Annotated in this window: 14 protein-coding genes and 1 pseudogene; 10 read left to right on the top strand and 5 right to left on the bottom strand. The window is 54.0% G+C overall.

The genetic code is table 11. From position 1 onward, the window contains the following. Positions 1-77: 77 nt before the first annotated feature. The 9 genes from DPO_RS01710 to DPO_RS01670 all read left to right on the top strand — a co-directional run bounded on the left by DPO_RS01710 (position 78) and on the right by DPO_RS01670 (position 14,298). The gene (locus tag DPO_RS01710; protein WP_006963872.1) at positions 78-1,376 is read left to right on the top strand and encodes a sensor histidine kinase; all 1,299 of its coding nucleotides are present in this window, start codon (positions 78-80) and stop codon (positions 1,374-1,376) included. Further along, on the top strand, positions 1,373-4,867 hold the full coding sequence (locus DPO_RS01705) for an FAD-dependent oxidoreductase (protein ID WP_006963871.1): 3,495 nt from the start codon (positions 1,373-1,375) through the stop codon (positions 4,865-4,867). The genes DPO_RS01710 and DPO_RS01705 overlap by 4 nt, the downstream gene beginning before the upstream one ends. Before the next feature lie 93 nt (positions 4,868-4,960). Beyond that, positions 4,961-5,428, top strand: coding sequence for a hydrogenase iron-sulfur subunit (locus DPO_RS01700; protein ID WP_051069333.1), 468 nt, complete (start codon positions 4,961-4,963; stop codon positions 5,426-5,428). Between the two features lie 38 nt (positions 5,429-5,466). Further along, the gene (locus tag DPO_RS01695) at positions 5,467-6,627 is read left to right on the top strand and encodes a (Fe-S)-binding protein (RefSeq protein WP_006963869.1); all 1,161 of its coding nucleotides are present in this window, start codon (positions 5,467-5,469) and stop codon (positions 6,625-6,627) included. Next, a complete protein-coding gene (locus DPO_RS01690) occupies positions 6,624-9,434 on the top strand; it encodes a response regulator (protein WP_006963868.1) in 2,811 nt (936 codons plus the stop codon). The genes DPO_RS01695 and DPO_RS01690 overlap by 4 nt, the downstream gene beginning before the upstream one ends. A gap of 10 nt (positions 9,435-9,444) precedes the next feature. Beyond that, positions 9,445-10,014 carry a 4Fe-4S dicluster domain-containing protein gene (locus tag DPO_RS01685; RefSeq protein ID WP_006963867.1) on the top strand — a complete coding sequence of 190 codons (570 nt, stop codon included), beginning with the start codon at positions 9,445-9,447 and terminating at the stop codon, positions 10,012-10,014. Position 10,015: 1 nt separating this feature from the next. Continuing rightward, positions 10,016-10,858: a CoB--CoM heterodisulfide reductase iron-sulfur subunit B family protein gene (locus DPO_RS01680; protein ID WP_006963866.1), complete on the top strand. Its 843-nt coding sequence runs from the start codon at positions 10,016-10,018 to the stop codon at positions 10,856-10,858. Beyond that, positions 10,855-13,155, top strand: a complete 2,301-nt coding sequence (locus tag DPO_RS01675) for an ATP-binding protein (protein ID WP_006963865.1) — start codon at positions 10,855-10,857, stop codon at positions 13,153-13,155. Before DPO_RS01680 ends, DPO_RS01675 begins: the two co-directional genes overlap by 4 nt. Positions 13,156-13,167: 12 nt before the next feature. After that, positions 13,168-14,298 (top strand): sensor histidine kinase, encoded by a 1,131-nt coding sequence (locus tag DPO_RS01670; protein ID WP_006963864.1) that lies wholly within the window; start codon positions 13,168-13,170, stop codon positions 14,296-14,298. Here the strand turns inward: DPO_RS01670 and DPO_RS23610 are convergent. Beyond that, positions 14,267-17,005 (bottom strand): PAS domain S-box protein, encoded by a 2,739-nt coding sequence (locus tag DPO_RS23610; RefSeq protein ID WP_328284764.1) that lies wholly within the window; start codon positions 17,003-17,005, stop codon positions 14,267-14,269. The genes DPO_RS01670 and DPO_RS23610 overlap by 32 nt on opposite strands. Between DPO_RS23610 and DPO_RS25945 the strand changes: the two genes are divergently transcribed. Beyond that, positions 16,977-17,267, top strand: a complete 291-nt coding sequence (locus DPO_RS25945; RefSeq protein ID WP_236609873.1) for a hypothetical protein — start codon at positions 16,977-16,979, stop codon at positions 17,265-17,267. The genes DPO_RS23610 and DPO_RS25945 overlap by 29 nt on opposite strands. Positions 17,268-17,290: 23 nt before the next feature. Here DPO_RS25945 and DPO_RS25940 read toward each other — a convergent pair whose 3' ends face one another. The 4 genes and pseudogenes from DPO_RS25940 to DPO_RS01650 form a co-directional block, all read right to left on the bottom strand. After that, complete coding sequence (locus DPO_RS25940; RefSeq protein ID WP_236609872.1) at positions 17,291-18,871, bottom strand: ATP-binding protein; 1,581 nt, start codon at positions 18,869-18,871, stop codon at positions 17,291-17,293. Continuing rightward, positions 18,872-19,795 (bottom strand): annotated as a pseudogene (locus tag DPO_RS26645) (cache domain-containing protein); the annotation flags it as partial. 224 nt (positions 19,796-20,019) lie between these two features. Next, positions 20,020-20,205 carry a hypothetical protein gene (locus DPO_RS01655; RefSeq protein ID WP_006963861.1) on the bottom strand — a complete coding sequence of 62 codons (186 nt, stop codon included), beginning with the start codon at positions 20,203-20,205 and terminating at the stop codon, positions 20,020-20,022. 111 nt (positions 20,206-20,316) lie between these two features. Further along, the gene (locus tag DPO_RS01650; protein ID WP_083911951.1) at positions 20,317-21,555 is read right to left on the bottom strand and encodes an ATP-binding protein; all 1,239 of its coding nucleotides are present in this window, start codon (positions 21,553-21,555) and stop codon (positions 20,317-20,319) included. Between the last annotated feature and the right edge of the window lie 519 nt (positions 21,556-22,074).

Here is a 22,074-nt window from a genome sequence, read left to right as displayed (position 1 = left end):
TATCCCGAGCAAAGCGTTTCTGGCATAATGTTTGCTTTCAATTATACATCAGATCCTGAATTAAGGGAGGTGTCTGGATGTCGGATTCCTGTAAACGTCCGGTGAACAAGGGCTCTGTCCGTGCCGGAACCAGGGAAGAAAGGCTGTGTCAACCCGGGGGTTCATGGACGATCCTGGTGATCGACGATGAAACCGATGTACGGGACGTCATGGTCATCAGCCTGGAAGACGCCGGTTACAGGACCCTTTCCGCGCCGGACGGTGAGACCGGTCTCAGGCTGCTGGAAACCCGGGCACCTCAGATTCTCATCACGGATATCAAGATGCCGGGCATGAGCGGCCTGGAAGTGTTGAAAAAAGCCCACCTGATCCGGCCGGAAACCCAGGTGATCGTCACCACGGGATTTGCAGACATCAAAAAAGCGATCACCGCATTGCAGTACGATGCATCTGATTTCATTACCAAACCCGTGGACGACACCACATTGCACCTGGCCTTGAAGCGGGCCATGGAGCGGTATCAAAATCAGAAGGAACTGGCGGATTACACGCGGCTTCTGGAACAGACCGTCCTGAATCAGGAAAAGATTCTGCACCAGGAAAAAATGATGTCTTTAGGCCGCCTGGCCGCCAGTATGGTCCATGAGATCAACAACCCGCTGTCCGGGATTCTGAATTATATCACGCTGATGATCCGGCTGGTGGAAAAACCGGGATGGGACGGGGCTGGTCAAAACCGTTTTAAAGAGTATCTGACCATTATTCATCAGGAAACCCGGCGCTGTGCCGACTTGGTTTCCGGACTGCTGCAGTTTTCCAGAAAATCCAGCCTTCAATTCAAACCCGTGGATATCTGCGAGCTCATCGAGTACAGCCGAATGCTGTGCAACCACAGGCTGGAACTGGCGGATATCGTTCTTAAAATTACCTGTGAGCCGACAATTCCAAAGGTGTTGGGCGATATCAACCAATTGCAGCAATGTGTGATCAATCTGATTTTCAATGCCATTGACGCGATTGAAGGAACGCATCCGGCAGCATCGGACAGTATGAAGGAGCCGTCTCTCACGGCCCGGCCGGCAGGCCGGATCCGGATCAAGGCAGATATCGAGGATGCGGACCATCAGGTATGTATCCGGGTGTCGGATGACGGTAAAGGCATCTCTCCCGGGGATCTGCCCCGCATTTTTGAGCCGTTTTTCACCACCAAACAGGACGGTCACGGTGTGGGCTTGGGCTTGTCCACGGTGTACGGCATCATTGAACACCATAACGGCACTATTAGCGTGGACAGTGAGCCGGGACAGGGAACCTGTTTCACCATCCGATTGCCTGCGTTAGATGAAACCACAAAAACAAAGGAATCAAATTCATGATACCTGACTATTTGCCAGTACGTGTGGGGGTTTATATCTGTCACTGCGGCGTGAACATCGCCGGAAAAGTGGATGTGGCAGATGTCAGTGAATGGGCCGGATCCCTGCCCCATGTGGTCGTTTCCAGGGACTACAAATTCATGTGTTCCGAGCCGGGTCAGGCCATGATTGAAACAGACATCAAAGAATATGGACTGAACCGGGTGGTGGTGGCCTCCTGTTCTCCGAGGCTGCATGGGAAAACCTTTATGGAAACCTGCCGGAGAGCCGGGATCAATCCGTATTATTTTAATATGGCTTCGGTCAGAGAACAGGTGTCCTGGGTAACCAAAGACCGGGACCGGGCCACCCGCAAGGCCCGGCGCCTGGTGGCGGCGGCCGTGAACCGGGTGGCCTGTCATCAGCCGTTGACCACGGGCCTGTCCAAGGTGCATCCGGATGTGGCCGTCATCGGCGGGGGCATTGCCGGGATGCAGGCAGCCATCGATATCGGCAACGCCGGGCTTAAGGTACATCTCATTGAAAAAGACAGCACCATCGGCGGCCACATGCTCCAGTTTGACAAAACCTTTCCCACCCTGGACTGTGCCGCCTGCATCGGTACGCCCAAAATGGTGGAGGTGGCCCAGAACTCAAATATCGATCTGCACACCTTCAGCCGGGTGACGGAAGTGACCGGGTTTATCGGCAATTACACGTTGGATATCACGGAAAAACCCCGGTATGTGAACGCGGATCTGTGCACGGGATGCGGCGAGTGCGCCACGGTGTGTCCCGTGTTCATTCCCAGTGCCTGGGACATGGGATTGTCGGACCGAAAAGCCATCGGCAGAAGTTTTCCCCAGGCCATTCCCATTACGTTTCAGATCGAAAAAAATCAGACCGCGCCGTGTACCCGGACCTGTCCGGCCGGCATCAATGTCCAGGGATATGTGCAGCTGGCCAAACAGGAAAAATATGATCAGGCCCTGGCATTGATCATGGAAAAGGCCCCGTTTCCAGGGGTCTTAGGCCGGGTGTGCCCCCATCCCTGCGAAACGGCCTGTGCCCGGGGAGAAACAGACAAACCCGTGGCCATCCGCCTGCTCAAACGATATGTGTCCGACATGGCCGGACCGGATGCCCGGCAGATCCCGGGCATTGAGGATCGGGAAGAAAAAATCGCGGTGATCGGGGCCGGACCGGCCGGCTTGACGGCGGCCTATTTTCTGCGGCTGAAAGGCTACCGGGTCACGGTATTTGAGGCATCCGGTCAGGCCGGTGGCATGCTTCGCACGGGGATCCCTGCGTATCGCCTGCCCAGGAATATACTGGATCAGGAAATCCGGTACATCCTGGACCATGGCATCGACCTGAAACTGAATGCCTGCCTGGGAACAGAGGTGGACCTGGCAGGTTTGAAAGAGCAGGGCTTTTGTGCCTTTTACCTGTCCACGGGGGCCCATCGCTCCCTGAAACTGGGCCTGGAAGGCGAAGACACTTTTTCCGGGGTCATGGACGCGACCGCGTTTTTAAGACAGATCAATCTGGGAGAAGACACGGCCTGTCACGGCAAGGTCCTGGTGGTGGGCGGCGGCAATGTGGCGATGGATGCGGCCCGGTGCGCCCAGCGGATTCCCGGATGTGAGGTGACCCTGGTCTACCGCCGCACCCGGGAAGAGATGCCGGCCTATGCCGATGAAATTCAAGGGGCCCTCCAGGAAGGGATCACCATTTTAGAGCTGGCCAGTCCGGTCCGGCTGGAAGAGGATCAGGGAAAGCTCACACAGGTGGTGTGCCTGAAAAATGAACTGGGACCGCCGGATGCTTCCGGACGGCGGCGGCCCGTGCCCGTAGAAGGATCGGAATTTGTCCTGCCCTGTGACACCCTGATCCCGGCCATCGGCCAGTATCCGGATGACCTGGGCATGGATGGGCTGCCCGGGATCGAGATCACGGGCCGAAACCGGGTCAAGGTGGATGGCATCACGTTTCAGACCGGTGAACCCGGCGTGTTTGCCGGCGGCGACCTGGTCCTGGGGCCGGCCACCGTGGTCCAGGCCGTCGGCCAGGGCCGTGCCGCAGCTGACTATATCCATGAATTTATCCAGGATCCGGCCCGGTTTGAACCGGGGGCTGATACGGGCATGGCGGATGCATCCGTCACCGGACCTGCGGACATCACGGGGGCTGACTGGAACACGGCTGACGGGGCAGCGCGTTTCTCTGAAAACAGCTCCGGAAAAAGTGCTTCGAACGCTTTCACATCCGAGCCCCCGGGTGCCGTCCCCCGGGCCGAGCCCGCCTGGATGGACCCGGATCAACGGATATCAGGGTTTGACGAGGTGGAAGCCTGCCTCACCCCGGACCAGGCCCTGGCAGAGGCGGGCCGGTGTCTTAACTGCGGGATCTGCTGCGAATGTAAAGCGTGTGTGGCCGCCTGTGAACGGGATGCCATTAACCATGACATGAAAGAAAAACACTATCAGATCCAGGTGGGCAGCATCATTCTGGCCACAGGCTATGACACCCTGGACCCGACGGCCATGACCCGGTTCGGTTACGGCCGGTACCCCAATGTGTACACGGCCCTGGAGTTCGAGCGATTAAGCAATGCCACGGGTCCCACGGGCGGACAGATCCTGATGCGGGACCATGACCGGACATTCACACGGCCTCCCAGGTCCGTGGCCATTGTGCATTGTGTGGGGAGCCGGGATGTGAATTTCCATGAATACTGCTCCCGGGTCTGCTGTATGTATGCGTTGAAATACACCCACCTGATCAAGGAGAAAGTGGGCCATGACACAAAGGTGTATGATTTTTATATTGACATGCGCTGTTTCGGCAAAGGGTATGAAGAGTTTTACAACCGGTGCCAGCAGGAAGGGACCGTTTTCATCCGGGGCAAGGTGGCCCATATCACGCATCAGCCGGGGAGTGACGGGGAAACGGAGAAACTGGTGGCCGTGGCCGAAGATACCCTGATGGGAGAGGTGATTGAAGTGCCCGTGGACATGGTGGTGTTGTGTACGGCCATCCAGGCCCGGCAGGATGCGGGAGAGATCGGCCATGTCCTGGGGCTCAACCAGGGGGCGGACGGGTTTTTCCTGGAGGAACATCCTAAACTGGGGCCCGTGAATACGTCCACGGAAGGCGTGTTTTTAAGCGGGTGCTGCCAGAAACCCATGGACATTCCGGACACCGTGTCCCAGGCATCCGGCGCTGCGGCCAAGTCATTGTCCCTGGCGGCAAGGGGCCAGGTGGAGATTTCTCCCACTGTGGCCAGTATTGATCCGGATATCTGTGCCGGATGTCAATTGTGTCTGGTGCTGTGCCCCTATGGAGCCATTGAATTTGATGAAGACCGGCAGGTGTCCGTGGTCAATGAAGCCGTGTGCAAAGGATGCGGTTCCTGTTCCGGGGCCTGTCCCAGCGGTGCGGCTGTGAGCCGTCATTTTACCCGAAAACAGATGTTTGCCGAAATCAGCGGTGTGCTGGCGGAATTGTGAATCTGCCGGTATTCATTGCCAATGACTATTAGACTGTTTAATTATTTGACTGTTTGATCATTTCAACAGGAGGACCCCATGACCCAGACCGTAATGGAACCATCACAGGCATCACCCGCTAAAAATCCATCTTTGGCCAAAGATGCGTTCGAACCCGTGCTCATTGCATTTGTGTGCAACTGGTGCACCTACACGGCTGCGGACCTGGCCGGCACCTCCCGTCTGACCTATCCGGATAATGTCCGGCTGGTGCGGGTCATGTGTACGGGCATGGTGGATCCCCAGTACGTGATCAAGGCGTTTCTGGAAGGGGCCGATGCCGTGCTGGTATCCGGGTGTCATCCCGGAGACTGCCACTATATCAATGGGAATTATAAAGCCCGGCGCAGGATTTTGTTGCTGAAACAGATTCTGCCCCGATTCGGCATCGATGCGAAAAGGCTTCGGCTGACCTGGATCGGGGCCAGCGACGGGATCGAATTCGCCCGGACCATGACCCGGTTTGTGAAAGATATCAAAGAGATAGGGCCGTGTCAGGCCCGGCTGCAACCGGCCATCTGAACACCAGGCACCCATTGTCCAATACCACAGGAGAAATTATGATTGCATCCATTCAAACCAAAAACCAGTCCATCACCCGGACCCTTCAGGATTTTTTTTCCGACCTGCTTAAAACCGGGGCCGTGGATGCCGTGCTGGTGCCGTCCCGGATTTCAAAATCCCCATATGTCAAACCCTGCCTGGTCACTTCTGCCGATCAGATGGACCCGACCGTCCCGCTGGGGCCGGGCTTTTTTATCAATGCCGGCCCCATGGTGTCCCGGCTGACCCGGACAAGGGCCGATGCCACCATCGGGGTGTGGCTTCGTCCCTGTGAAGTCCGGGCCTTTGTGGAACTGACCAAACTCAGACAGGGGGGCAGACAAGATGTGGTTATTTTGAGCATGGACTGCCCCATGGCCCTGTCCCGCAAAGACTATGAAGACTGGGCAGCCCAGGGGGAAGGGGGACTCGGGGATGTGGATAAATGGATTCACACCGTGTATCAGAAACCCGTGACACAGGTGGATGCATGGTCAACGGCCCGGGCCTGCCAGGTGTGTGAATACCCATATCCCGTGAACGCGGATGTGTCTGTGATGCTTTTGGGCGCAGACCTGGACAAAGAGATCCCGGTGCGGGCCGACACTGAAAAAGGAGAAAAACTGCTGGCCGTACTGGACCTGACCGACAATGGCCAGGAACCGGCACAGCGCAAAGCCCTGCTGGGGGATCTGACGGCGGACCGCACGGCGGCATTTCAGGCCATGGACGAGGAAATGCTCACCCGGACCGGCAGCATTGACGCGTTGAACCGGTTTTTCAGCGCCTGCGTCAACTGCCACAACTGCCGGAGCGTGTGCCCGGTCTGTTACTGCAAGGAATGCGTGTTCAACACGGATGCCGTGGCATATGCCCCGGCCCAGTACCTTTCCTGGGCCGACAAATGGGGTCAGGTTCCGCTGCCCAATGATACCGTGTTTTTTCACCTGACCCGCCTGGCCCATATCGGGTGCACCTGTGTGGGGTGCGGCCAGTGTACCCTGGCCTGCCCCAGTCAGATTCCCGTGGCCGACCTGTTCATCAGTGTCACTAGAAACGCCCGGAAGGCCTTTGACTATGTCCCGGGCAGGGATGATGCGGAACCGCTGCCCCTGTCTGTGTTTCAGGAATCGGAATTTACCGATATCGTGGGAATGGGAAACAAGGAGGTCACATGACAGATCAAATCGGCAAAACCCTGGTGATCGGCGGCGGTATTTCAGGGATCCGGGCATCCCTGGATCTGGCCCAGGCCGGATTTCAGGTGATTTTGATGGAACAGGCGGACCGGGTGGGGGGACTGTTGTCCCAGCTGGACACCCAGTTTCCCACCTCCACCTGCGGCATGTGCCGGATGCTGCCCATGACGGACCGGGATCATGCGGATCCCCAGTGCCTGCGCCGGGGGCTTGCCCATGACAACATCGAGATCTGTGTGTCCACGGACCTGATTTCCCTGACAGGGGAGCCGGGTCATTTCACGGTGTCGTTCATCGCTCAAACGGATGGGGGCCGGCAGGAATGCCCCGTGCTGGTGGTGGATGATGAAAAAATCGTCAGAGATTCCATGAAGGAATGGCTCATGGAAGAAGGATATCCGGTTCAGACGGCAGCGTCAGCGGCCAGGGCCCTGGAACTTCTGGAAACAGGGAATTTCAAGGCAATGCTCACGGACATCAAAATGCCGGGTATGGACGGGGTGACCCTGTTGACCCGGGCCAAAGAGATCCAGCCGGACCTGGCCGTGGTGATGATGACGGCGTATGCGGCTGTGGACACGGCCGTGGAAGCCATGAAACAGGGCGCACTTGATTATCTGGTCAAACCCTTTGATCCGGATGCCGTGCTTTTGATGGTGGACCGCATCTATAAAGATGCCGTGGCCAAAAATGCCCGGATCGATACGGTGGATGCCGTGATACTGGCAACAGGGGCCACTTTTTTTCACCCGGACCAGGGTATCAATCCCTATGGATACGGCCGGATTCCCGGCGTGGTCACCAACCTGGAGTTTGAACGCATGCTCAGCCATGCCGGCCCGGGGGGCATGGATCTGACGCATCCTGTGACGGGCCGGCCCGTGACCCGGATCGCCTGGTTTCAATGTGTGGGGTCCAGAGATATCCAGACCGGCACCCCGTTTTGTTCTGCCACCTGCTGCATGATTTCCGTCAAGCAGAGCCTGCTGGCGAAAACCATGTATCCCCAGGTGACTGAGGCCTGTGTGTTTTATATGGATCTGCGCACATGGGGCAAGGCATCGGATGCGTATGCCCGGCAGGCGGAAACGGCGGGGGTCCGATTTGTTCGGGCCCGGGTCCATTCACTGGCCCCGGGCTCAAAAGAACAGGAAGGGGCCGTTCCCGTGGTGTGGATGGACCCCTCCGGAGAGCGGAAAGAATCTTTGTTCGATCTGGTGGTCCTGGCCCCGGGACAGCATCCGGATGCGTTTCTGACCGGGTTTGTCAAAGACCAGGAACTGGCCACAGATGACTGGGGATTTGTCCGGCCGGAACCTTTTTTACCCGCACACACCAGCCGGCCGGGGATCTTTGCCTGCGGCAGTGCCACGGGCCCCAAAGACATTCACGATTCCGTGACCGGGGCCACAGCGGCGGCCCTGTCCGCCATGCAGGTGATGACCGGTGCCGGCCGGCATCTGATTCAGAATTCAGAACAGGCGGAGTCGCCGGTCCAGCAGGCGGCGGCAATATCTCTTTTCCCCGGAGCCCTGGTCATCGGCGGAGGAATCGCCGGCATGACCGCAGCGCTGGCCATTGCGGATCAGGGGTTTGAGGTGGATCTGGTGGAAAAAACCGATCATTTGGGGGGAAATCTGGTGTGGCTTAAGAAAGGCATCCAGGGGGCGGACGCTTTTCTGGAACAGCAGATAGCCGCGGTCCAGGCCCATGACCGGATCCGGGTTCACACCTGCACCTGTGCGGCAGAAACAACGGGCCGTCCCGGCCGATGGGTCACCCGGCTGATACCGGTTGCGGACGCTGTGGACCAGTCTGCCGGAGTCCCGGTCCGGCACGGGGTGGTGGTGCTGGCCGTGGGCGGGACCGAAGCCGGGCCTGACGTACCGGAACCGGATCAGAAATCCGGCGTCTATACCCAGCAGCAGTTTCAACAGCTCCTGGACGGCAATGACATCGATTCAGATTCGCCCCTTCAGGTGGCCCTGTTTCAATGCCACGGCAGCCGGGAACCCGGCCGGGAATATTGTTCCCGGGTCTGCTGTCCCCGGTCCCTGGACCAGGCCCTGCAATTGAAAGCCCTGAATCCCGATACCCGGGTGGTGATTTTTTACCGGGACATGATGACCCCGGGCCTGACCGAGGCCGACTATACGGAAGCCAGAAAAAAAGGGGTGGTGTTTGTGCCCTATGAGCCCGGTAACGCGCCAAACCTGGCTGCGGATGATACCGGGTGCAAAGTGACCTGGACCGACCCGATTCTGGGGCGGTCCATGGAAATGGATGCGGATTTCGTGGTCTTGGCCAAAGGCATCCGGTCCGGCCTGTCCAGAGATCTGGCACATATGTTTGAAGCCGATCTGGACGGGTCCGGATTCTTTGACCAGGCCGATATCAAGTGGCGGCCCGTGGAAGCCATGGACCCCCGGGTCCTGGCCTGCGGCATCTGCCTGGAACCCGGAAGCCTGACCCTGACCCTGGCATCGGCCCGGGCTGCGGCCGCCAAAGCAGTATCCCTGCTGGGCCGGCAGACCTTTTTCCCGGGTCAGGACACGGCCCGGGTCCGGAGTGCTTTTTGCAGCCTGTGCCGGATCTGTATTGACGCGTGCCCGTTCAATGCCCGGTTCATCGATCCGGAAACCCGCACACTGAAGGTGGATCCCCTGGCCTGCCAGGGATGCGGAATCTGCGCGGCTGCCTGTCCGTCCGGGGCTGCCGTGGTGGCGGGCCGGTCTCTGGCACCCATGATGAAAACCATTCATGCCGCGTTAAACGCGCCCTTATAAAGGAGTGAGTATGCACCTGACAGACATACGCGAAAAACTGGCGGCCCGGCCGGACCTGACCCGGCACCTGGCACAGGTCAAGGAACAGATGGCCACCTGCATCCAGTGCGGGACCTGTTCGGGCTCCTGCCCCAATGCCGGATTCATGGATATGACGCCCCGGCGCATGTGGCGGGCCGTGCTGACGGACCGGGTGGACATGGTTTTTTCCAGCCAGACGTTCATGCTGTGTGCCAGCTGTTATGTGTGTACCCTGCGCTGCCCCCGGGGACTGCCTTTGACCGATGCCATGGCCGAACTCAAGCAGGTGGCGTTTGCCCTGGACCTGGATCGGTTCAGGCGGTCCACGCGGTTTTATCGGGCATTTATGGACAATATCCGTCAATACGGCCGGGTCCGGGAAACCGAAATGATGGCCCGGTATTTTCTGGCGGTCAAAGACCCCCGGGTGCCCATGTCATACACGGGCATGGGCATCAAGCTCATGGCTAAACACAAACTGCACCCGCATTTTCCCACCCTGGGACCGGGCCGGCTGGGGCCGCTGTTTGAACGGGCAACGCAACAACAGGAGCAATGACATGGACTATCTGTATTATCCGGGCTGCTCCCTGGAAGGCACAGCCAACGAATATGATCTTTCCTGCCGGGAACTGTTCAAGGCCCTGGGGGATTGCCTGACCGACATCCCGGACTGGACCTGCTGCGGGGCCACGGCAGCCCAGTGCGTGGACGCGTTTCTTTCCGTGGTGCTGCCGGCCCGGAATCTGGCCCTGGCGGAAAAAACTGATACAGATTTGGATGTGCTGGTCCCGTGCAGCGCCTGTTACCTGAACCTGAAAAAAGCCCGGCAGGATCTGCTGGAAAACAGCGCCCTGCAGGCTCGGGTGAACCAGGTGCTGGCGCCGGACGAACTGGCGGTTAACGCCTTTGTGCGGGTCCGGCATCTCCTGGATGTGCTGAGCCGGGACGGGGCCGTGGATCGGGTGGCCGAACTGGCGGAAAACCGCATGAAAGGGTTCGTGGTTGCGCCATATTACGGATGTCAGTGTCTGCGGCCTTTTGCGGAATTTGATGACCCGGAACAGCCCCGGTCCATGGATGCCCTGATCCGGGCCACGGGGGCGGATGTGCTGGCATGGGACATGGGAGGGGTGTGTTGCGGGGCCTCCACTGCCACCACCAAACCCCAGGTGGGAAAAGAACGGGTGGGCCGGATTCTGGATCAGGCAGGGGATGCCCATGCCGTGGTGACTGTGTGCCCCATGTGCCAGATGAACCTGGAGCGGTTCCAGCCCCGGCCCGTGCCGGTCCTGTATCTGCCGCAATTTCTGGGCCTGGCCCTGGGACTGTCCGGCAAGTCCCTGGGCTGTGACATGAATCTGTCCGATATCCGGCCAGTGCTGTCCCGGGTGGCTTCATGAACCATTTGTTGGATTATTTCCGGCACAGCCTGGTGTTCCGGCTCATTTTCATTGTCAGCCTGACAGTGGTTCTGTCCATTTCGTTGTGGGCCTTTGTCAATGTCAGAAATTTCAAGGCCCGGAACATGGAAACCCATATCGCGTCCACGGACCGGCTGAGCAATTCCATCAAACTGGGGACCCATTATGCCATGATGCTCAATTCCCGGGACGACATCAACCAGATCATCAACAATATCGCCCGCCAGCCCGGGATTGAAAACATCCGCATCTACAACAAGGAAGGCCAGATCAAATTCACCAATCAGCCCCATGAGGTGGAGCAGTTTGTGGATATCAAGGCAGTGGCCTGTGATATTTGTCATAAAATGGATCCGGCCCCCTCAACAATTTCTCTGGAAGAACGGACCCGGATCATTCAGTCTTCGGAAGGACACCGGCTTTTAGGCATTGTGCAGCCCATTCGCAATGACCCGGGCTGCGCCACCAGTGACTGCCATTTTCATTCTGAAGATCAGACCATTTTAGGGGCATTGGATGTGGTGGTGTCTTTGAAGGAAACCGATGCCCAGGTGGTGAAAATGGAACAAGGGGTTTTCAGTCTGGCGTTTTTCACGATTCTGATCACTTCGGTCATCATTTTTTTCACCACGTTGTTTTTTGTGAAAAAACCCATCATCAAATTGGTGGAAGGCACCCGCCGAATTGCCAGCGGCGATTACGAGGCAGACATCGATATCGGCCGGGCCCATGAAATTCAGCCCTTAGGCAAAGCGATCCGGCAGATGGGCAAGAAAATCGGAGCCCATCAGGCAGCCCTCAAAAAACAGAAAAACGAATACCAGGCATTGTTTGAAAATGCCCCGTGCATGATCGCCGTGCAGGATAAAAATTTCCGGCTGATCCAGTATAACCGGGCGTTCAAGGAACGGTTCGATCCCCGGCCCGGGGATTACTGCTATTCGGTCTATAAGGGGCTGGACCACCAATGTCCGGACTGCCCCGTGGAAAAAACCTTTGCCGACGGCCAGTCCCATTATGGCGAGACGGAAGGGGTCGGCCGCAAGGGTCAGAAAAAGCACTGGATCTTCATCACGGCCCCCATGCGGGATGAAAACGGTGACATTGTGGCAGGCATGGAAATGAGCATCGACATCACCCAGCGCAGACACCTGGAACAGGATTTGAAAAAATCGGAAGAAAAATACCATGCCATTTTCAACAATATTTTCAATCCCGTGTTTGTAGTGGACCAGGAATCACTTGAAATTCTGGACTGCAATATCAAAGCCATGGATTTGTATCATGCCGGCGGAAAAACCCTGGCGGGAAAACTGTTCAGCGATTTTTTCCCCCGGGAGGATCAGGCGGACCTGATCCGGCAGGTGAAATCCAGAAAAGAGATTTCCAAGGTCCAGCATATCAAGGCGGACGGCAGAAAAATCGATGTGGACATGTGGGTGGCTCCGGCTCAATACTCAGGTCAGAACGTGTTTCTGATCACCATCAATGACATCACCCAGCGCCTGGAAACCGAACAGCACCTGCTCCATGCCAGCAAGATGGCCACTTTGGGCGAGATGTCCACGGGCATCGCCCATGAATTGAACCAGCCCTTGTCCGTGATTAAATCGTCCGCCAGTTTCTGCCTGCGAAAGATCCATAATCAGGAACCTGTTTCAGAAGAGATTTTCCACAAACTGATCGGAAAAATCGACATCAATGTGGACCGGGCCGACAAAATCATCCAGCACATGCGCCAGTTTGCCAGAAAATCCGATATCAGGCTGGTGAGAACCCGGATCAATGACGTGATCCAGCAGACCTTTGACATGCTCAATCAACAGTTGAAAATCCGGGGGATCCAGGTATTATGGGAGAAAAACCATGCATTGCCCGAGATCCTGGCGGATCCGGACCGCCTGGAACAGGTGTTCATCAACCTGGTGATGAATGCCAAGGATGCCATTGAAGCCAAATGGGAGGCCCGGGGAAGCGGTGATGACGGCAAAGACCGGATTGTCATCCATACGTTTGTGGCCAATGACAAGGTGGTTGTTCAGGTGAGCGACACGGGCATCGGAATCCGGAAAGAGGCAAAAGACCGTTTGTTTGAACCGTTTTTCACCACCAAGGAAGTGGGCAAGGGAACGGGCCTGGGCCTGTCCATCTCCTATGGGATCGTCAAGGACTGCAAGGGGGATATCCAGGTGGACACTCCTCCGGACGGCGGCGCAAAATTCACCCTGATATTTCCGGTTCCCGAAGCAACAGACGAAGATATCGAATATGCCTGAAAGGAGGCGTTCATGGACAAGACACCCTTCACCATTCTGATCGTGGACGATGAAGAAGATATCAGAGAGGTGCTTGAAATCGCGCTCATGGACATGGGGCATGAAGTGTTTTTGGCCCCGGACGGGAAAAAAGCCCTGGAACTGTTTGAAGACCATCATCCGTCCATTGTGATCACGGATATCAAAATGCCGGTCATGGGCGGCATTGAACTGCTCAAACAGGTGAAACGCCGGTCTCCGGACACGCAGGTGATCATGATCACCGGACACGGGGACATGGATCTCACCATTGACAGCCTGAAATTCGGTGCCACGGATTTCATTACCAAACCCGTGAACGTGGACATCCTGGAAATCGCTGTGACCAAGGCCGTGGATCAGCTTATTGCCCAGCAGAAACTGGTGGAATATACCCAGAAACTGGAACTGCTGGTGCTGGAAAAAACCAAACTCACAGATCATTTATCCTCTTTGGGCCTGATGCTGGGCACGGTATCCCATAACATCAAAGGCCTGCTCACCAACCTGGACGGCGGGTTGTTCATCGCCCGGTCCGGCCTGCAAAAAAAGAATTTTGACGATATTGCCGAAGGCATGGATCTGCTGTCCCAGGCCGTGGAAAAAATCAAGCAGCTGATCATGGATATCCTGCTGTATTCCAAGGAACGGTCCATGGATATTCAGTCCGTGCCCCTGGATCAGTTTATCAAAGACATTCAGGAAACCATGAAAATGAAACTGGCCAGCCATCCCATCGATTTTCAGGTGAAATCGGACAATGCCCCGGCCACCCTGAACCTGGACCCGTCTTCCATGATGTCCGCGCTGGTGAATATGCTGGATAATGCCGTGGATGCCTGCGTGGAAGACAAAGACCAGACCGGTCACGTCATCCGCCTGACCATCGAAGAAAAGGGCGATCAGCTGGTGATCAAAATTCAGGATGACGGGTGCGGCATGGACGTGGAAACCAAGTCCAGGATCTTTGACCTGTTCTTTTCTTCCAAACAGGTCAAAGGCACGGGATTCGGCCTGTTCATCGCCCGAAACATCATCGCCCAGCACAAGGGCACCATCACCGTGGAATCCGTCAAGCGCCGGGGCACGACGTTCACGATTTTTCTGCCCCGGCTGTTTGTTTAGTGTGGCCACAAGATAATGATGGAGAAAGATCCAAAACCGCCCGCACCTTTTCAGCCAGTTCATTGATTGAAAACGGTTTCTGAAGAAAAGCAACCCCGTCGTTGAGCATTCCTTGATGGACAATGACATTGGCTGTGTAGCCGGACATGAATAACAGTTCGATTTCCGGAAACAGGTCTCTCACCTGTTCAGCCAGGTCCCGGCCGTTCATTTTCGGCATGATGACGTCCGTTATGAGAAGATGTATCCGGTCTGTCCGGGCACGGGCGATCTGAATTGCAGCAGCCGGGGATGCGGCGGATAAAACCGAATATCCTTTTTGTTCAAGCATTGTTCGGGTCATTTCCAGAATCTCGGGTTCATCCTCCACCAGCAAAATGGTTTCATTACCGGGGGGAATCGACATTTCTGAATGGACGGCTGAAGCCGTTTTTTCAGCAAACGAATGTTGCCGGGGCAGGTAAATTTTAAAGGTGGAACCCCGGCCGGGTTCGCTGTAAACGTTGATGAACCCGTTGTTCTGTTTCACGATACCATAAATGGTGGCCAGACCGAGACCCGTGCCTTTACCGATTTCCTTGGTGGTGAAAAACGGTTCAAACAGATTTTTCAGAATTTCCTGATCCATGCCGCAGCCGTTGTCACTGACCGCCAGCATGACAAAGTCCCCGGGGATGAAGCCGGGATGATCTGCACAATAGCCCGGATCAAAGGTTTTCATTCCGGTTTCAATGGTAAGTTTGCCCACCCCGGCAATGGCATCCCGGGCATTCACGCACAGATTGGCCAGAATCTGGTCGACCTGGGTCGGGTCCATTTTGACGGGCCATAATTTCCGGGCCGGCACCCACGACAGATCAATGTCTTCACCTATCAAGCGTCTGAGCATGCTGAGCATTTTTTCAACCGTATGATTCAGATCCAGCCGTTTCGGCTCAATGATCTGTTTTCTGGCAAATGCCAGCAATTGTTTTGTCAGATCCGCCGACCGCCGGGCAGCGGTTTGAATTTTTTCCAGATTTGAACAGGGATTTTGTTTGTTCCGGGCTTTTTGCAGGGCCAGTTCCGCATGCCCCAGGATCACGCCCAGCATATTGTTGAAATCATGGGCCACACCACCCGCCAGTCTGCCCACGGATTCCATCTTCTGGGCCTGGGTAAGCTGGGTTTGGAGTTTTTCCCGTTCCGCTTCGGCCTGCTTGTCCTGTGTGATGTCACGGACAATCCCCCGGAACCCGGTGGGGATTCCTTTTGAATCCCTGAGAAGAGACGCGTAAAATTCCAGGGTTCGCCTTTCTCCGTCCTTTCGCAGGATGTCCCATTCACAGCTTTGAATCGGTACCCCTGTCCGAAAGGTCTCGTTATAGATACGGTAAATTCGTTTTGCAATCGCCTCGTCTGCGGCATAGCGGTTGAAACGGGTACCCAGCATTTCATCCCTGCTGTAACCGAACAGGTTGAGAAACGCCTCGTTGAAAAAAGTGAAGTTCCCGGCCAGATCCACCTCATGATACCCTTCCGACATTTCATCCAGAATCGTCCGGTAACGCTCCTCACTTTCCCGGAGCGCCTTTTCCACATGTTTACGTTCGGTGATATCCTCCAGAAGTCCATCAAAATGGTGAATGTCGCCTGACTCATCCCTGACAGCCCTGGCCTTGATGCTGGCCCATATAGGGGAACCGTCCCGTTTACGCAGCTGCACTTCAAAGTCGCTGGTTCCTCCGTCGGTCTCCATAATCCGCTGAAAGGTCTTTCGGTCTTCAGGATTCAGGTAATGCTGTTTTTCGATATCCTGTAATTGTTCAATAAGCTCACGGGCGGAATTAAATCCCAGAATCCTGGCCAGCGATGGGTTGGCGGAAAGGAAACGGCCATCCGGAGTTGTCTGGAAAACACCTTCAACCGCATTATTGAAAAGCCGGCGGTATTTTTTTTCACTTTCTTTTAAACCGGCAATGTTCTGATTCAAACGTCTTTTAAGGAAAATGGTGATGCCGGTCAGCCCTGCAAGCAGCAGAACACTGAAGATGGCTGTCAAAATTATATTGCGCCGGGTTGTCGGGTCCATTTTGAAATCAACCTCCATGGCAATCCATTTTTTGCGGATGGCCGTCATTTCATCGGTGGAAATTTGTTCCAGGGCTTTGTTTATGGCACTGTAAAGCAGGGGATATTCCCGGCTGACTCCGATACACCAAGCAAACTGGTAATCCGTGGTACCGGCGACCCGCAGGGTGGGAATGCCTTCCAGTTCAATATGATAGGCTGCCACGGCCAGGTTTTCCACAAACGCATCGATCTGGCCAAAAGCGGTACGCCGCAGCCCTTCGGAAACATTGGCAACCGTGACCAGTTCGAACCGATCCGGCACGTTTTTTGTTCGAACATATGTTTCAGTGGCATATCCGGAAACAACCCCCACGCGCCGGCCCGCCAGATCATCCAGGGTGGTTTTTGCCGATGGGGTGCGGGGTGTGATGACAACCACCGGGACTGTGGCGTAGGGTTGGGTGAAAAATGCGTAGGTTTCCCGTTCATCAGTACGGACAATGGTCGGGGCAATGGCACATTCTCCGCTTTTCAGGGCGGCCAGGTGCCTGTTCCAGTCATCCAGGGGGATTTTTACAAAATCGATCCCCAGGAAAGATTCGATGCGGGAGATGACATCCGCTCCCATGCCTGTGAATGAACCGGAGCCAGATATGAATTCAATGGGCGGAAATTCCGTATTGAAAAACAGGGTGAGTTTCTCAGGATGGGCCTTCAGCCAGGCACTCTCTTGGTCAGTAAGACGAACAGCACCGGAAGAGGGGGCTGTATTGTCGCGTGCGATTGCAAAGCCGGTGACAGGTGCTATATACAGGATAAAAGCAATATACCCGCACACAACCCACCAGATTTTCAGTGTATTTGTTGATCTCGACTTCCGGGATAAGGTATTCATGGCATTGTATCATTTCTCATGAGAAAAAATTTTGGCATGGGATACTTAATTTTTATCCGAGGCAGAATCCAAAATTGCCCGCACCTTTTCTGTCATATCGACCATTGAAAACGGCTTCTGAATAAATGCCACCCCGTCATCCAGGACCCCGTGATGGGCAATGACGTTGGCGGTATAACCGGACATGAACAAAAGCCGGATGTCCGGATAAAGATCTGTGATTTGTCCGGCCAGGTCCCTTCCATTCATCTCCGGCATGATCACGTCGGTCATGAGCATATCAATGGGACCGGAATGGTTTTTTGCTTTTTCCACGGCTTCAGTGGGTGTGGCTGCGGGCAGCACAGTATATCCTTTTCTTTCCAGCATCATCCGGGTCATCCTGAGAATAGACGGTTCATCTTCCACCAGCAGGATGGTTTCTGTCCCCCCTGCGGCTGCTTTTTTATCAGGGACGGCCTTTTCAGTGTCTTTATCGGCAACTGACCGGGGCAGGTAAATTTTGAAGGTGGAACCCTGGCCGGGTTCGCTGTATACATTGATGAACCCGTTGTTCTGTTTCACGATGCCATATATTGTGGCAAGCCCCATGCCGGTGCCTTTGTTGACTGGCTTGGTAGTAAAAAACGGTTCGAACAGGTTATCCAATACCTCTTTGTCCATGCCGGAGCCGTTGTCACTGACCGCCAGCAGCACAAAATCACCGGGAAAAAAGCCGGCGTGGTCTTTGCAGTATTCCTCATCAAATGTTTTTTTTCCGGTTTCTATGGTGAGTTTGCCAACTCCGGTAATCGCATCCCTGGCGTTAACACACAGATTGACAAGAATCTGGTCGATCTGGGAGGGGTCCATTTTCACCGACCATAGATGGGCAAAGGGTTTCCAGACCAGGTCGATGTCTTCACCGATGAGCCGGCGCAGCATATTGAGCATACTTTCCACAGTATCGTTCAAATCCAGTTGTCTGGGAGAAATGACCTGTTTTCTGGCAAAAGCCAGCAACTGCTTGGTGATGTCCGCTGACCGTTTTGCCGCTTTCTGAATTTCTTTGAGATCACCATGCAGCTCGTGATGTTCATCTGCCTGCAACAGGGCCAGTTCCGTGTGCCCCAGAATCACCCCCAGCATGTTATTGAAGTCATGAGCCACACCGCCGGCCAGCCGGCCCACGGATTCCAGCCTTTGAGCCTGGTTGAGCATTTTTTCCAGCCGCTTGTTTTCCTCCTGTGCCCGCTTTTGTTCTATCAGTTCTATACCGGTACCGATAATAAACGTATCACCGGACTGCTCAACACTTCTTGCCATAAAGAGAAAAGGAATTAAATGACTATTTTTATCTTTTAAATAGAGTTCAACATTCACAATGCCCTGCTCTAATACCTGTGTCACCGCAGATCTGAGATCAGGAAGCGTTTCTTTTTCAACAAAAGCTGTCATGGCGGCATTTTGAAGTTCATGCGAAGAAAAACCCAGAAGTGTTTCATGTTGACGGTTCCATTTTTTTAAAAAAAACTGTTCCCCTTGGCGTTTATATAAAAAGAAAAGCCCTGGCAGGCTGTTGATAAGATTTTCTGAAAATTCTTTTTCTTTGATCAGATCGTTTTTAGCCTTAATCTGTTCCGTCATATCTCTGCCTTCGGCTAAAAGAAATATGACATTTTCTTTTTCATCAACAATAGGACTAAGGCTGAAATCTATAAAAGTTATTTCCTGGTTCGGATGACTATAGGTGGCCTCAAAACGGCAGAATAAACCTTTTGAGCAGTCATGAACCGCCTTTTTCAATCGGGCCTTCATATCGTTTTTCTGCCACCATGGCGTATCCCAGAAGGATTTGCCAATTACCGAAGTTTCATCTTGTTCGATAAAATCCAAAGCGGATTGGTTGATTTTTGTTAATTTTCCGTCGGGAGACAGGGTGCCCATTAACTGGAAAGTGTTGTTGAATATTGCACTGAGTTCATGTTCCGCCTTGTGGAGCAGTGTATTTTGTGTGCGGATTTCTTTCATGGATGCCCACACCAGGAAAAAAATAAGAATCAGTAAAACAGAGGTTAAACCGACAATTTTTATAATATAAACCAGGTGGCCTTGACGAAGGTCCGCCATATACTGGCCGGTTCCGATATAACATTCTAACTCCGGGATACCAACGACATAGGATATTTTTTCCTGGGGGGATGTCTGTCCGGGCCTTTGATAATGATAAGACACATAACCTTGTCCTTGCGCTGATTTTGCCGCTTCTACCAACGCTCTGATAATGTAAACGCCATAGGAATCTGTCAGATCCCAGACATCAGTCATTTCCTTTTCAGGTTCAAAGGGTTGAACCAGCATGATTCCATCATAAGAGCTCATGAAAATGTAATTATTACCTATGTGGTCGTGGTAAACCATCCTTCTGATCAGGTTGCGAACCTGCTCATGCGCACTTGCAATGGATATGTTTTGAGCGCGGTATTCTGCAAGAATCGGTTCAATGGAATTTCTGGCGATCTGAACGGTCTGTTTCAGGTGACGCAGCCTTTGATCTTTTGTTTTTCCCATATACTGGTAAGCAAGATAACTGGAAAAACAGACAAATATCAAACCAAGGAGTAAGCCGATGCAGATTATTTTGTTTTTTGCTGATCTTACGATTGATTTTTCATTCCTATCAGTCATATCTTCCTCAGATGTATGCAGCTACAGCATAATGATGGCAATCATCATACCCAAACCAATCGACAATATCAGATTCTGCATTGTTAACAACAATCATGAATGCCATATCAATGAAATGCCTGCATGTCAATTGTTTTGGCCCAGGACAAATCGGCTTTTGCCGAATTTGGCAACGCTGCCATTTTCGGCAAATGGTATTGAAACGATGTCCGGGCCAGGCCCAGTCTCTTTGCAATCCGGTCCTGGGGGATGCCAAGGCCGTGCATGCGGAATATCTTTATGTCAAGATCCATGCATCCCCAGTCCGCAGGGATGTGACCGTCATTTTTTGGCGCGGTTTATGAAAAATCTTGGATCGTGTTGAAAAAGGCCCACACGGGTGTGCTGTCTCCGGCGGGGTCACATCAGTACAGAAATCCGAAGAGCCACAGGGGGATTCTGGCCCCCATCCCATGTTCGATGCCGTCAACCGCCAGATAGGAATCCGGCAGATCCTTGATCTGCTTAAAGGTCTTGCCTTTCCCACCGACTTCAAAAATATGGGTACCATCCACCTGGAAATCACCGTTGGACGGGATCGTGACAGGGTGATTTTCCCGGACCATGCAGATAAAAAACAATTCCCTGAGTGTCCCTGGATTGACCTGCTGCGGATCACAGATGGCAAACGCCTGGTTGGGATTGTTCAGATAGATTTTTTCCGGTTTTTCCAGGCCCCGGATGCTTTTATTCGCCTTTTGCAGGCAGGTAATGGCTTTGCCGGCATCCAGATGAACCAGGTAGGTTTTCAATGTTCTTTCATCGCCGATATCGATGATCTGTTTCAACCGCTTCATGTCCGGTGTGAAGGGGGCGGATCTGGCAATGGCGGCAAGCAGCCGTTTCAATTTCTGGATGCCCGCGCCGGACAGCCCGGGATGAATGGCCGGCAGATCGCTTTCTATGGTGGTATGCAGGCCCTGTTCAAGGGTGCAAAAATAGGTGTACTCCTCCGGATGTTCCAGAAAGTAGGGAAAATACCCATATCTCAAATATTGTTCAAATACGGGCAGTATTTTCAAGCCCTGGTCTTCCAGTTTTCCTGTGATCTCAAGACTGTGCCGGTCATGATTTTCAAGAATATCTGCCATATCAATGGCCGGAAGGTTTATCTGGTATTTCAACGCGATAAACTCCCGCAGCGACAGCCCGGTCATCTGATAGGTAACGGCCCTGCGGCTCAGGTCATGACTGCCTTTGAGGATTCCCAGGGCGGAGCTGCCGGATACGATCAGCTTCAGATCCGGAAATGAATCATACATGCTTTTCAATTCTCCGGACCAGCCCGGATATTTGTGGATTTCATCCAGACACAGCAGCTGTCCGCCGTACTCCACAAATTCCTGGGCGGTTTCATACAGGGAACGGCCCACCATCAGAAAATGGTCCACAGGCACATACAGGGCGGCTGTGTTCAGTATATCATCATCAGTGAATGAATGGATATACTGGATCATTGCCGTGGTTTTTCCCACACCCCGCTGACCGGAAATGATGGAAAACCGGTTTTCCAGGCGATGTTTTGATAGAAAGTACCGTTTGAAAGGACGGTTGGCCGAGCGCAGGATGGTGCGGTGGTGATGGACCAGAGTGTCAATCATCATATCTCCAGAGCGTTAGGGTTTGAGTACTAATATAAATCAAAAATATTAGTATTTCAATCCTAATTGTCATTGGCCCCTAAGAAATAGGCGTGCCGGACAAAAAAAGCCTCTTCATTGTAGTCCGTGTCGATAAACCAGCAGGCAATCCCCGCCGGGCCGTCTCCCGTGTCATCCGCCAGTCACCGGGACTGGGAATGCGCCGCCATTGCTCCACTTCCCCGCGGACGGTATTGATCAACGCCGTGTGGTCGTATATCTGTTTTTCTGTTGACAATTCATGGGCAAACAGGTCTCCCTGGACGACCTGGGTGGCCGACGCTGATTTGCCTTTACCCTATGGAATCTTCCGGAAAGTGATATGGTCTGGATCTTCCATAGGACAGGCAGATGCATTTTGTCAAGCAACGTTCCGGGTGTTGTTGTTCGTTCTGTGATTTTTTTGTACCAATCCCATGCAAAAACTGGTAATTTTGGTTGGTTGGAAAATGATGCGGCAAATGATGGTTGCGTTCTATAAAA

The organism is Desulfotignum phosphitoxidans DSM 13687 (assembly GCF_000350545.1).
Lineage (GTDB): Bacteria > Desulfobacterota > Desulfobacteria > Desulfobacterales > Desulfobacteraceae > Desulfotignum > Desulfotignum phosphitoxidans.
This window is presented reverse-complemented; position numbering and strand designations above follow the sequence as displayed.

Coding starts and splice junctions, on each gene's coding strand:
- DPO_RS01710 (WP_006963872.1), top strand. CDS start 78: ATGTCGGATTCCTGTAAACGTCCGGTGAACAAGGGCTCTGTCCGTGCC.
- DPO_RS01705 (WP_006963871.1), top strand. CDS start 1,373: ATGATACCTGACTATTTGCCAGTACGTGTGGGGGTTTATATCTGTCAC.
- DPO_RS01700 (WP_051069333.1), top strand. CDS start 4,961: ATGGAACCATCACAGGCATCACCCGCTAAAAATCCATCTTTGGCCAAA.
- DPO_RS01695 (WP_006963869.1), top strand. CDS start 5,467: ATGATTGCATCCATTCAAACCAAAAACCAGTCCATCACCCGGACCCTT.
- DPO_RS01690 (WP_006963868.1), top strand. CDS start 6,624: ATGACAGATCAAATCGGCAAAACCCTGGTGATCGGCGGCGGTATTTCA.
- DPO_RS01685 (WP_006963867.1), top strand. CDS start 9,445: ATGCACCTGACAGACATACGCGAAAAACTGGCGGCCCGGCCGGACCTG.
- DPO_RS01680 (WP_006963866.1), top strand. CDS start 10,016: ATGGACTATCTGTATTATCCGGGCTGCTCCCTGGAAGGCACAGCCAAC.
- DPO_RS01675 (WP_006963865.1), top strand. CDS start 10,855: ATGAACCATTTGTTGGATTATTTCCGGCACAGCCTGGTGTTCCGGCTC.
- DPO_RS01670 (WP_006963864.1), top strand. CDS start 13,168: ATGGACAAGACACCCTTCACCATTCTGATCGTGGACGATGAAGAAGAT.
- DPO_RS25945 (WP_236609873.1), top strand. CDS start 16,977: ATGCCTGTGAATGAACCGGAGCCAGATATGAATTCAATGGGCGGAAAT.
- DPO_RS25940 (WP_236609872.1), bottom strand. CDS start 18,871: ATGACGGAACAGATTAAGGCTAAAAACGATCTGATCAAAGAAAAAGAA.
- DPO_RS01655 (WP_006963861.1), bottom strand. CDS start 20,205: ATGGATCTTGACATAAAGATATTCCGCATGCACGGCCTTGGCATCCCC.
- DPO_RS01650 (WP_083911951.1), bottom strand. CDS start 21,555: ATGATGATTGACACTCTGGTCCATCACCACCGCACCATCCTGCGCTCG.